Consider the following 11,895-nt stretch of genomic DNA (forward strand, 5'->3'; position numbering starts at 1 on the left):
GCCGGCCTCACAGTGCTTTAAAAAGGTTGATGCGCGTTGAAATTGCACAATGCGAAAGATTTAGCGACGGTGGGCGCTCAAATCGTGGAAGGCCGATTCCGGGCGGGGGTATTTCCGCATCCTGCTAGGGAAGGTCCTTCCAACTAGTTTTCAGAGCGCTGATCTTTTGTCACTTGCGGCATATCAGTCGTAAGAGTTTGTTGGCAGGGTGGTTGCCCGGCTTTCGAAACATGACGACCTTCGTTTGCCGAGACCGATGGGCTTTTCACGTTTCGAGTAAAGCCTTGCGCGCCATCCAACGGTTGGCCAGTGCAAACAGTGTCGTGATCTGCGCGGTGCTCTTCATCAACCCTCGATACCGGGCCTTCGTCTATCCAAACTGCTGCTGGTTCCTTCTTCGTCTGGTGCGTCTCCGGGCCCCGTGTATCAGAGCCGTTCTTTGTCGAACTGGGTGCCGAAATCAAGATCGCATCGACCGCCGACCCTGCCTTCAGCATCAAGTCTTGGTCGCTCAGGATCTCATTGACCAGCGTGAGCATCTACGCGGGCAAGCCGTGTGTTGCGAGGAGGTGACGGAACCGGAGAATCGTACTCTTGCCAGCCAAACGCGCCATACCCTTATCTAATCCCGAAAACCCAATGTGCGCACACAAGCAAGATCAAGACTGCAGACCCTATGGATTGGGACCATCATGCCACCGATCGCCCATCACATTGATATAAAATGTTTTTTTGATGTCCGCGTGATTCTCTAATACCGCCCAGTTTTTGAGGTTTTGAACCGGACCGGATTTGGTGGGCTCTGGTGCAAATAGCGCGGAGGTGATCTGAGCGACATGATGACGGAACGGGGTCTCGGCTACATGAACGGAATCGCGATATGGATCAAACCAAAACAGAAAGTTTCACCTTGGCAGTGTCGCGCCGCACCTTTTGGCACAGCCTCGACGCGTTGGCGCTGAGCGCATGCGGCGGGGGCGGCAGCGTCGGCGAAGCGGCCGTGAGCCGCTCGGCCGTTGCGAGGGCGGCGAGCATCAACACGGCCAGCCTCGTGCTCGCACGAGCGGCAAACCGGCGAGGCCGCCGTTGCGACGAGCGGCGCGTTCGTGCATCCGGGGCTCCTGCACACGCAGACCGACTTCGACCGCATGGCGCAGAAGGTCGCCGCGCAGGCGCAGCCCTGGTACGCCGGCTTTCAGGTGCTGACCGCCAACGGCCACACGCGACTGTCCTGGTCGCCCCGGCCGGCCGCGCAGATCAATCGTGGCGGCACCGGACCGCAGAACTATCCGCAGCTGTATGGCGACATCGCCGCCGCCTACGCTTGCGCGCTGTACTGGAAAGTCACTGGCGACACGGCATACGCCGACAAGGCGGTGCAGATCATGAACGCGTGGTCCTCGACGCTGCAGAGTCTCGCCGGCGACACCAACGTCGATCTGGCCGCCGGCATCTATGGCTACGAGTTCGCGATCGTCGGCGAGATCATGCGTAGTTGCACAGGCCTCGCCGCAGCGGACCTCACGGCGTTCCAGTCGATGATGTCCAATATCTTCTACCCGATCAACATTTCCCATAAACCCCTCGGGTTGATGTCCAACCTTCGGGGTTCAGTTCATCATTTGGTGGGGGCCTAGTGTGTCCACTTTGGCGCCATCGGTATAGACGGTGCTCGAGCAACGCTTACGAATGAGCGCCTCTGCACCATCAATAAATTTATTGTTTTTCGTCGTTATTGACATCATTTTCGGGTGCGTCAGCAGGCTGTCGCCAGCACTCTAGTTCAGCGGCAATGCGCTCGCGACTATTGCCCCAAAGTAGTTCACGCACGTCGTCGGGCCATGCTTCGACGTGGCACCCGTGATGATGCAGCAGCGCAAGCGCGAGCCGCTCCATTCCGAATGCGATGCAGGCCGAGTGCGCGACGGCGCCATTCGCGCAACGCAGTTTCCATATCCGACCGAAGTGGTCCATGTGATAGTTGAACGATAGGCAGGCGGTTTTGCGGTGTGGATCCGTTACCGGGATCAGCAGTTCGAATTTCAACTGCTGCGCGCGCTGACTGTCCGCGACGATCTTGCCGCCGCGGCCGAAAAATGGGTCGTTCGCGACGTCGAGTTCAGCGGGCAGGCGTAACATTCCTGTAAGTGCATGGCCGCGTTCGATCCATGTCGCACGAAAAGCCTGAACATCTTCTGGCGAGCCAATCCGCACGTACTCGCGCATTCTGAACATTTGCATGCGCGTCGGATCCAGGGAAGGCTCGTGACGGAAGCAGTACGACAGCACGTCAATTGTGAGCCCATTTTCTGGTAGCGGGCCGCGTCGCGCGATGACCGGGTAGACCGGATAGCACGCAGCGGGTGTGAGCACAGCGCGCGTTGGCTTTTGCTGGGCCAGCCAGGCGTCGCTTCGCTCGTCGCCGGGATCGGACACCACGTCGTCGAGCGCCCGCAGCAGGCGCCGGTGGTCGCGCTCGTCGCCGCAGAACGCGTGAATCGTGCCGGCGAGGTGCGGAAAGTTGTTCAGGTATTCGCTGTCCTCGAAGTCCTTGCGCGGCACCGCTGGCGGGAAGCGCAGAACTTCCGGATGCTGGTCCGCAGCCATGTACGATATCAGGGAGGTCAGGCGTTCGACGATGCCTTCGTAGATATGGTTGTGCCCATACAGGCCGTTTTCGCCGGTGTCGACGAGCAGGCCGGCTGCGATCAACCGGTCGCGCAACGGCCGTTGCGCATCGGATATGGGGGCATCACCGTGTGCATAGTTAGGGAGGGAAGATGTGACACGTACGCTCATTTCATGCCTCTTCTATTAATAGTGACGGGCGCTGCGCAAGTAGCAGACTGGCCGTGTTCTGGTCAATCCGGTCGTTGTTAATCATTAGGGGGGCAGAGTAAAGGTCGCGCAGATGCCGGCCGATGCTATAGCGGCCGCCATTCAGGTACCCGCTGATCCCGCAGATCATCATCGCCTCGTGCGCGACCTTCAGTGCGGCCGACGAGATGCTGGTTTTCAGGCTATTCATATCCGCCATGAAGCGGAGTTGAACGGTCAGCGGCAATTCTGTTGCGCATTTGCCGTACTCGGCCGCAGGCACAGTCTGCGCTGCGGCAAGTGCCGTACTCAAGCGTGCTTTCATCGTCTGCAACTGCTCGGTCGCACGAACAAGCCGTACTCTGGCAAGCAACATGCCATCCGGCAACGCGCGCGCTTGAGCGCGACAGTACGCGTTTGCGCGCCGCAGCGCATCCGCCGCGATGCCGGTCCATACGGCAGCCCACAGCGCATGCGACACCGGCTGCATTGTACGGTTGGCGATGTCGCTGAACGGCGGGATCAGAATCTGCGCATCATCCACGTTCGCCACGAGACGAAATCCCGAGCTACAGGTACCTCGCATACCAAGCGCGTCCCAGTTGCCTTGCGGTTCTAGTGCGAGCTGGGTGCGCAACGCCACAATTAGCACCTGATCGGAGGGCGACGCGTCATCCGCACGGCGCGCAGTAATAAGAATGGCGTCAGCGTAAGCGCCATACGAGATAGTGGGCGCGTCCTTCTCGATGCGGAACCGCTGGCCGTCATGCTGTACTGCGCACATGCTGGCGCGCAGACTTCCGCTGGTAGTTGCCTCGGAGGTCGCAGATCCGAGCAGCATCTGCTCACGGACCATCCGCTCGACGAAAGCCAGCTGCCAAGGCCGTCCGGAGCAATGCGAGATCACGCACGCCGCTTGGGTCAAATGCATTGCGTAGATCATCGCAGTGGACGCGCAGCCTTGCGCGATGACTTCGCAGAGCGACGCGACGTCGGTCAGCGTTAGACCGGCGCCGCCGAAACTGGCCGGGACCAATGCGGCCAGGAGATGCTCTTTTCGCAGTGCGTCGATAGCTTCGGCCGGGAAGCGCGCATCGCGATCGACTGCGTACGCATGCTTGGCGGCTACCCGAGCGACCCGCAGTGCCGCCTCGTGCGCAAGCTGCGCGCTCATGACGTCACCTTTTGTTTCTGGAGTCGTAAGATCGCATCGGCCATCGAATTGATACTCGAGAAAAACTGTCGGCCGAGCATCTTATCCGGAATCGCGACTTCAAAGGTTTCCTCGATAGCCAGCATCAGATGGACGGTCGCTATGGATTCGAGTCCGGCGGCGTACAAGTCGGTTTCATCGTTAAGCGTGTCAGGCGATCCGCGCAAGTGAACCGATTCGCAAATAATGCGACGCAGAATTTCTTTCATTTGGATACCTTATTATGCGAAGAAAAGAGGCGGGCGAAGCGCATGGAACGGGCTACGGCTCGACAGTCGGCGTGGGCGGCATCTTCACTTGCGGCGGGTAGGGCGCCTCCGATGAGGCATCTGGCCGGCTGCAGAACCGTTCCAGCAACCACCGCTGCGCATCGCTCATGGCGGCCTCGCGCGCGGCGCGCATAAACAGCGAGTGATCGACTATTGGCAACATCGCGACCCGTACGTGCGGAAATCGCCTCAGGCCACGTAGATTCGCGCCGAACTGCAGCTTTAATTCGTCGATACCGTGATCGAACTCACCGTATAACAACCGCACTTCGGCACCTTTTTCGTGGAGAAGTTCGAGGAGTCGGCGAGCATTGTTCGGAGAGAACGACCAACCGATGGTCGCGTCCATCAAATCGGCGACGCGACGCTCCAAACGGCGTGTCGCCCGCGCCACGAGTCCACGTACCATGCCAGCGAGCGATGCCTTGTCGCTCCATACGCGCTTCCATTTGTCTTTGCTAAGCGCGGCTCGCCGCAGCGTCCGGTTCGACGCGATAGCGCTGCTGTTTCGCACCCGCTCCTCGTTTTGCCACACGAACTGCTGAAGATTCACGCCGAACGCGCCGACGATTTGCGGGTGTGCCGCGCACGCATGCAGACCAACGAAAGCACCGCTACAGATACCGAATGTAACGACTGCCGTGTATCCCTGTTCGAGCAGCCAGTTCGCGCCGGCGATGACATCGCCGCATGCCTCTTGCGAATGGAGCGACTCGGCTGTAATTGTGTATTCTTCGGGGGCGCTGTCGCCGAGACCGGCCAGATCCATTCGCAGCGACGCGATGCCTATCGCGGCGAGACGGCGGGCGAATAGCACGAAGCAGCGGCCGTCGCCGATGTTGTGGTTTGCGGCCGTGTTTGGGAACAACACCGCAGGGGCATTCTCGAGTGCGTCGCGCGGGCGGCAGTACACGCCGAAGCATGCGCCGACAGAAACCGGCTGCTCCATGAAATTGGGTCCGGCCAATGTGGGCGCGACCGGTATGGCGCGGGACGCGGACTGATTCAGTGTGCGCAGAGAAGCGGGCGAAGCGTCGATATTGCCATTTCCGTCGACGTCGCCTGCGAGCCATGCCGATACTGTCGCGAACGCACGAGCCGGAAGCTTGCTGAAGCGTGCCTCGACGAGAAAGTGATCAAGTTCATCGAACGGCGCACGCTCGACGGCCGCGCCATATGCTTCATATCGCGCGCTCAATGCGTTCCCGCTGTTGCGGTCGTTCGCCTCAAGCAAGAGCACGCGTCGCGCGGGTGCTGTCGTGTCGTTGCGCAGATCGATCCCCCCGATCCTGTCGATGTCGTCGCCATGAAGCCCGAAGCCTAACGCGCCGACCGTGCGCATGCTCTCTGGCGCCGTGCACATGCTCATATGGGCGCGCGCGTTGAGCCAGCGGTGATGATGCGCATGCAGTTCACGCAGATATTTTTTCCCGGACAGCACCGGGGCGAGCAGCACGAGTCCATCAATGCCCGACAACCGCTCGGCGGCAAGCGCGGCGAGCATCGCACCGAGCCTGAACCCGCATAGCGAGACGCGTTGTACGCCGGATACAGTGCGCAGGTATGCTAGCGCATCGGCGATGCTGCCGATCCATGCGTCGACTCGGTCCGGATCCTCCTCAACATGTAGCGAATTGCCGGTTCCCGGATAATCGAAACGCAGCGTGGGCATTTGCTGCACAGCCAGTCGTTCGGCCAATTGCAACCATGCACGATGCGTGCATAGTTCGTCGTAGCCGAAAGCATTGCACAACACGACACCGTGCTGTCCTGGTGCGGGATGCAGCCACCCAGCACAGTCACTGAAGACGACAGCTTGCATAAGAGGCCAGTTCAAAAAAACCCATGTCTGGGATGTTTAATTTCGGAGTGTGGTATTAACTCGGCTTTCCGAAAAACGGAAACCGAGAAGACGCACGCACCGATCGCAACGAATCGTGGGCATTGATAGAGCCCGATACTGCGCAAGGCCTGCGCGTCGAAACAACGAACTTAGCGCCCAACTCTTCGTGTGCCAAACCTCTCAGGCGCTCAAGGCGCTTCGGTGTTATCCCCCAAGACGGGATGGAAAAATCCACCCACCGCACAGGATGGAGCTCAGGCGCGACCGCGAACGGCCACCGGCGTATGACACATGCTCCGCTCGACGGCAAGATAGATCAGAGTCGGTAGGTAAGCTAAATAATATTCGGTGCGCAATAATTCGCGAAAAATAAAAAAATAAAATGTCGTATCTGAAAATGTTTTCGAATAGTCCCGGAAGAAAAATCGGGTCGCCGGAACCACAGTAAAAAACAGGTGTCGCTACCAATTGTCACTCTCTGTACGCGATTACCAAGCGTTGATCTCAGGAAGTTTCGCGGAGAATCTCAAAGAAATGCATCGGAAATGCTCACAACGATCGATTTGGGCGGATGGGCGGTGTAAACGGTCCTTCAGGTTGGATGATGCGGGTTAGCGTGCCCATTGTCATCAAGCGGATCACGGCCCCGATGGTAAAGGGCACTCCGAAAGCGATATTTGAGCGGACAGCGCCAGTTGCGTTCAGGCGGTTCATGCAAATTTGCGTTCATGGAATGGATAGTGGGTGGCTGTACTGTGCATTGCGGGACGCACTATGCGGCATTTCCGTGTCGACTACAAAATCGATTGTTTGGATAACACTGATCCACGTAACGGATGCATGCGAGAAATATGCGCAATGATGGTTTTGCCAAATCGGCTTTCCGACACTAGCTTCAGCAATGTCACGTTGCTGACGGGGCCAGGGGGCATCCCGCGATGCAAAGTTCCAGATCGTTTTTATCACGGCCATCGCTTTCCCATGATCGGTATCAGTTGTGCCGTGCGCTGATGCTATCGGTTTCAGTTGAGGCTGCGTGACATCGACGAGCGGTTGTTCGAACGCGGCGTTGTCGTTAGAGGGTGTTAGGCACTTTATGTCGGACCTGGTATCCTGGCGGAATGAAAAATCGCAGGCCTTACCCAACGGATGTATCGGATGAAGAGTGGTACTTCGCCGCTCCGTACCTGACCCTGATGAACAAGGACGCACCGCAGCGCCGCTACGAACTGCGCGAGATGTTCAACGCGCTGCGCTGGATCGTACGTGCCGGTGCCCCGTGGCGTTTGTTGCCCAATGATTTCCGCCATGGGAGTTGATCTACCAGCAGACGCAACGCTGGATTCAGGCGGGCTGCTTCGAGGCCATGGTGAGCGATTTGCGTTCGATCATCCGGGTCGCCCAGGACCGCCGTGGTCAACCCAGCGCGGTCATCCTCGATGGCCGTACGCTGCAGTCGACGTGCGAAAGCGGCGCACGCGCAGGCTACGACGGATACAAACGCAAGAAAGGCAGCAAGGTACATATGGCGGTGGACACGTTGGGACAACTGCTCGCGGTGCATGTGACGCCGGCCAACGAGCAGGAGCGCGCGCAGGTTGGAGAACTGGCGCGTCAGGTTCAGCAGGCCACGGGCCAGACGGTCAAGGTGGCGTTCGCGGATCAGGGATATACCGGCGAAGAGCCCGCACAGGCGGCGCTTGACGAGGGGATTGAACTTCAGGTCATCAAGTTGCCCGAGGCGAAAAAAGGCTTCGTGCTGTTGCCGCGCCGCTGGGTGGTTGAGCGCAGCTTCGGCTGGCTCAACCGCTTCCGCCGACTCGCACGAGACTACGAGCGATTGCCCGAAACTCTGGCTGGCTTGCACTTCGTCGTGTTCTCCGTGCTTATGCTCGTTCACTTTGCAACCCTTAGCAAAAGTGCCTTCTATGAGCAGTCGTTTGTCAAGCCCTTATCGAGCTAACCTCTCCACTGATGTGTAAGTCCTTCCGCTGCATCACAGAACGAACGGTTTGTATTGCCAGTCAGCCGCGATGGTCTGAAGCCGGTTCTTGCGCTCGTGAGACTTGACGTCTCACCACCTTCTATCCGCTGGCTTGATACCAGCCTCATCCTGCATGCGCGTTACGCCGTATTCAACATCGGGAACATGCCCCATCTAACGAGTCGGTTGCGTGGAGCACCCCGACACTTTTACGGGCATGTTCACTTCGGACTGTATTCGCTTGCTCCCGCGTTACAGATTTATCGTTCGCGCTACTGATCTACGGTGCTTCAATCATGCTCCTTCGGGAACTACGCCGTCCTTTAAGTACCGCCATAGTGCAATCGCGAGACGTCGTGCGACCGCGACGATTGCTATCCGTCGCGCGCGACGATTGGGACCCGTGCCTGCTGTTCGCTGCGAGAACCAATGCGTCAGGACGCTGTCTGGCTGGTAACGGATCCACGACCATGCCATCTCGATCAGTAGTGCCCGCACTCGCCGATTGCGTTGCTTGCTGATGCCCTGGTCGGCCTGGCTCTCACCACTGGCGTACGGCTGCGGCGCGAGGCCCACGCAAGCGCCGACCTGGCGACGGTTGCTAAACTGCCGCCAGAACAGCTCCAGTGCCAGCCGCGAGCCACCAACGGCCCCCAATGCCGCTCAGGCGTGTGAGGCGATCGATTCGCTCGCGCGCGGACTCGGGGAGACTCTCGAGCCGCTCCTTCTCCAGTGTCGCCAGTTGCTGCTCGACGAGCGCCAGTCGTTCGCATTCGCGCAGCAGCCGTTGCTGCAGTTCCAGTGGCAGTGGCAGTGGCGTACCGTCGTGGCACCGTACGTCACCGCGTGCCAGACGTGCGGCGAACTTCCGGCTGTCGACTTCACCCCAGCAACCGAGCGTGACCAGTAGCTTGCGCATGCGATCCCGGTGTTGCAGGACTTCCTTCATGCACGGCTGGCCGATCGCGGCGGCCATCATGCAGCGAAACTTTCCACTTCGCCATTGCGAGCTCAAGCGACACCGCCAGTACAATTTCCTCGGCGCACGGTGTGGAGACCTATTGCATGATGCTCTCCTTTGAGCAAGCGTTGACAAGCTGATTTTACGGATCAGCTCGCCGGCCTTCCTGCTGCATAGGATCTAACACCCTCTAGTCACGAGACAATTCGAAGCTGGGGCGAATCGAGTGCCAAGGCCTTGCGGGGTTCTGTCGCGATAAGGAAGACAGCCGAGCATGTTCCAACAAATATTGGATTGCTTACAGTATCAGCGAATGGAAGGAGCGGCTGCCGTTCGGTCATCGCCGTCGTTTTTCATTTCCCCTTGCGAATCATATGCATCACCTCGATACCAGAGAGAATTATGCGTGCACACCGAAAATCCTTGAAGCAACATCATCGATCTGATGATACGTTCGATCGGTCGATGGTCCTGCTCCACGACGTTGTTCCGGTGTTTGTTCTTCCGGCTTCTGATGGGGGTTTTCCGTTCTGCATTGATGGCTTCAAGTGCGGCCAGCTTCGCGCCGTTCTTATCTACGGTGAACGTCTCGGGGCTCGCCGTTCCGGTCAATGGCCTTCTGAAAGTAACGGCGCGCCGCAGCTTTGTCACGACGAGCGCGCAGAAGAAAATCAACTGTGTTGTTTTGCTTGTCGACGGCGCGATACAGATATTTCCATTGTCCTTTGACCTTGACAGAGGTTCGTCCATCCTCCAGCTCCTGCCCACCGGTCGCTTGTGCTGACGAAGCGCCTTCTCAAAGAGCGGCACCCAGCGTCACCAAAAGCGGCGATCCTCGTGCGCTACTGCACATGTCTCTCGTCACTGCCCCTCGCAGAGAAAAGAGCCTTCGTCGAGCCCTTCTGCCGGCTGCAGGGCATCGTGTTTCAGGAGGACACATGCATGACGCTTCGTGAGGCACGATGAGCGGATTTTTGGGCATTGCCAAATCGGTTGCGTGGATCCCTGCCGTTCTTTAGCGTTGCTCCGCGAGCACCGCTTATAACGCTGCTATCCGCTTATGCACGTTCCCGGAAAACAACCAGAGAGACCTTGTCGACGACTTGAACGCCCCAGAGGCGCGGCCGGGCACCCTTCCAGTTCGCGACTTGATGCCGCGATGGCGTTCTCGGTCCTGTCGTTCAAGTATTTTATTGCGGCCGACCGTTTCAGACTGCTCTACGTGTCGCGCCTGCGCCGGCAGATTCCTTCTGGTTCCAGTGCGACGATTTCTAGTGAACTATAGGAGAACACAATGGATCGTATCAGCGGGCATACCTTTTTCAAGCGGTTTTTGCAGCGAGACAGCACTGTTATCGATCTAGGCGCGAACAGCGGTACGTTTTCCCGGCTGATGTCGGAGAAATGCGAATGCATCTGTTACGAGGTCGAGCCGAATCCCGACCGTTTTGCGCGGCTCGGCGGCATGGCGCGCGTGAAGCCTTCCAATCTCGCGATTGCCGATCGCGCAGGGACGATGAGCTTCTTCGTGGCGGCGAATCGGGAGGCATCATCGTTCGTTCGCACCAGCGAGAACAATCACGAGATCCAGGTGGCCGCTGTGCGGCTCGACGTGTTCACGCAGCAGTAGGGAATCCCGCAAATCGATTTGGTGAAGGTCGACATCCAAGGCGCCGAGGTGCCGCTGCTTGATTGACTGCCGGACGCGTTTCTCCCTAACATTGGCCAGATCGCGATCGAATTCCATGATTTTTGCGGCCTGTGGAGAAGAGGGGTCGTCCGGTTTGAGCAGCGGCTTGAATCGCAGCGATTCCGGTTGATCAATTTCTCGAAGGAATCGCACGGGCACGAAGATCATCTGTTCCTCAACCGGAGGAGGTGTCCGCTCGGCTACGTCGAGTATGCGATCACGAAGTATGTGACGAAGTACCTGTTGGGCGTGGGCCGCATCATCGACCGCTGGAGGCGCGGTGGCAGTAATCAGTGATTTGCACAGCTTTGATGTGATGGACGACTTCCGCAGTTCGGGGCCCGGCATATTCCAAAGTGGAGAATTGTCAAAGCGAGATCCGAATGTCGGGGTGCGGGCCATTTACCAAATGTCGGGGGTGAGGTTGGTTTTGTTAGGCTGGGGTAGGTGGTGAGGGCGGTTTTGGCTCGCTTATTTCTCTCTCTGAGGGAGGTTTTTAGCACCGAGCCTGCCCGCGCTCCGGTGTGTCCCCGTCAACACTGCGTTCACGTCATCCTGCGTGAATTCCCGTGCTTCCTGGTGCCCGGCAGCCGATTCCTTGGCGTGTGCCGCAGTACCCTGATTGGTGCGTGACGGCGAGCTCGGCGCCCGTCGGTCATCGCGTTGCGCCTGCACGGCCTGGGACATGCCGTGCGCCCGGATTTCAATGCGTCCGGCCGGAGCGCGCTGGCAGGAACTAGACACGCTCGGCTCGGCACGGGGCGAGGGACGTTGTCCGTCGGACACCCCCCACCTTCCTGGCGGCCGTCGATGAAATGGTCAAGGACGCCATCAAGGTGTTCAACAGCACCGGACACAAGACGGTTGAAGGGGCGCTTTTTTGTCATCCGCTGAAGCGGCTGGATGATTTGCCCGCAGGTTTTTTAACGCATCAAAAGCAAGAGCTTGACGTGGGCGTCGTCGGGGATGACGCGATCTCGCGCGCCGCCGACTAGCAGGTTGCTGAAGTACCGCTGAAACACGTCATCGCGCAGAGTTCGTGAAGCGTTGATAGATGAACCACCACTTGCCCACTGGAGATCATGGGCGGCGCCGACACGTTCACCGAGAGTTTGTTT

General features: G+C 58.7%; 9 protein-coding genes and 4 pseudogenes. 5 read left to right on the top strand and 8 right to left on the bottom strand.

The window, feature by feature from the left end; all coding sequences use genetic code 11:
* Nucleotides 1-265: 265 nt before the first annotated feature.
* Together AB3X96_RS40965 and AB3X96_RS40970 are read right to left on the bottom strand one after the other, a co-directional pair.
* A pseudogene (locus AB3X96_RS40965) lies at nucleotides 266-635 on the bottom strand (hypothetical protein); the annotation flags it as partial.
* 250 nt (nucleotides 636-885) lie between these two features.
* A complete protein-coding gene (locus AB3X96_RS40970) occupies nucleotides 886-1,041 on the bottom strand; it encodes a hypothetical protein (RefSeq protein ID WP_368594213.1) in 156 nt (51 codons plus the stop codon).
* A gap of 107 nt (nucleotides 1,042-1,148) precedes the next feature.
* Here AB3X96_RS40970 and AB3X96_RS40975 point away from each other — a divergent pair, with 107 nt between their 5' ends.
* Entirely contained in the window at nucleotides 1,149-1,637 is a 489-nt protein-coding gene (locus tag AB3X96_RS40975) for an alginate lyase family protein (protein WP_368594214.1), read from the top strand.
* Nucleotides 1,638-1,716: 79 nt separating this feature from the next.
* On the opposite strand, the gene AB3X96_RS40980 is transcribed toward AB3X96_RS40975, so the two are convergent.
* From AB3X96_RS40980 to AB3X96_RS40995, 4 genes are read right to left on the bottom strand one after another with little or no spacing between them, the layout of a single operon-like run.
* The gene (locus tag AB3X96_RS40980) at nucleotides 1,717-2,799 is read right to left on the bottom strand and encodes an amino acid--[acyl-carrier-protein] ligase (protein ID WP_368594215.1); all 1,083 of its coding nucleotides are present in this window, start codon (nucleotides 2,797-2,799) and stop codon (nucleotides 1,717-1,719) included.
* 1 nt (nucleotide 2,800) lies between these two features.
* Nucleotides 2,801-3,991: an acyl-CoA dehydrogenase family protein gene (locus AB3X96_RS40985; protein WP_368594216.1), complete on the bottom strand. Its 1,191-nt coding sequence runs from the start codon at nucleotides 3,989-3,991 to the stop codon at nucleotides 2,801-2,803.
* Nucleotides 3,988-4,239 carry an acyl carrier protein gene (locus AB3X96_RS40990; RefSeq protein WP_368594217.1) on the bottom strand — a complete coding sequence of 84 codons (252 nt, stop codon included), beginning with the start codon at nucleotides 4,237-4,239 and terminating at the stop codon, nucleotides 3,988-3,990. The genes AB3X96_RS40985 and AB3X96_RS40990 overlap by 4 nt, the downstream gene beginning before the upstream one ends.
* A 52-nt stretch (nucleotides 4,240-4,291) precedes the next feature.
* The gene (locus AB3X96_RS40995; protein WP_368594218.1) at nucleotides 4,292-6,121 is read right to left on the bottom strand and encodes an alpha/beta fold hydrolase; all 1,830 of its coding nucleotides are present in this window, start codon (nucleotides 6,119-6,121) and stop codon (nucleotides 4,292-4,294) included.
* Nucleotides 6,122-7,263: 1,142 nt separating this feature from the next.
* Between AB3X96_RS40995 and AB3X96_RS41000 the strand changes: the two are divergent.
* Nucleotides 7,264-8,105 (top strand): annotated as a pseudogene (locus AB3X96_RS41000) (IS5 family transposase).
* A gap of 315 nt (nucleotides 8,106-8,420) precedes the next feature.
* Here AB3X96_RS41000 and AB3X96_RS41005 read toward each other — a convergent pair.
* Together AB3X96_RS41005 and AB3X96_RS41010 are read right to left on the bottom strand one after the other, a co-directional pair.
* Nucleotides 8,421-9,072, bottom strand: a pseudogene (locus AB3X96_RS41005) (transposase); the annotation flags it as partial.
* A 368-nt stretch (nucleotides 9,073-9,440) separates the two neighbouring features.
* A pseudogene (locus AB3X96_RS41010) lies at nucleotides 9,441-9,903 on the bottom strand (IS6 family transposase); the annotation flags it as partial.
* A 478-nt stretch (nucleotides 9,904-10,381) separates the two neighbouring features.
* On the opposite strand from AB3X96_RS41010, the gene AB3X96_RS41015 reads away from it, so the two are divergent.
* The 3 genes from AB3X96_RS41015 to AB3X96_RS41025 all read left to right on the top strand — a co-directional run bounded on the left by AB3X96_RS41015 (nucleotide 10,382) and on the right by AB3X96_RS41025 (nucleotide 11,772).
* Nucleotides 10,382-10,717 carry an FkbM family methyltransferase gene (locus AB3X96_RS41015; protein WP_368594219.1) on the top strand — a complete coding sequence of 112 codons (336 nt, stop codon included), beginning with the start codon at nucleotides 10,382-10,384 and terminating at the stop codon, nucleotides 10,715-10,717.
* Between the two features lie 186 nt (nucleotides 10,718-10,903).
* Nucleotides 10,904-11,074, top strand: a complete 171-nt coding sequence (locus tag AB3X96_RS41020) for a hypothetical protein (RefSeq protein WP_368594220.1) — start codon at nucleotides 10,904-10,906, stop codon at nucleotides 11,072-11,074.
* Between the two features lie 518 nt (nucleotides 11,075-11,592).
* Nucleotides 11,593-11,772, top strand: coding sequence for a hypothetical protein (locus AB3X96_RS41025; protein ID WP_368594221.1), 180 nt, complete (start codon nucleotides 11,593-11,595; stop codon nucleotides 11,770-11,772).
* The last annotated feature ends 123 nt before the right edge of the window (nucleotides 11,773-11,895 follow it).

It is taken from the genome of Paraburkholderia sp. BR13439 (assembly GCF_040948805.1).
GTDB lineage: Bacteria > Pseudomonadota > Gammaproteobacteria > Burkholderiales > Burkholderiaceae > Paraburkholderia > Paraburkholderia youngii.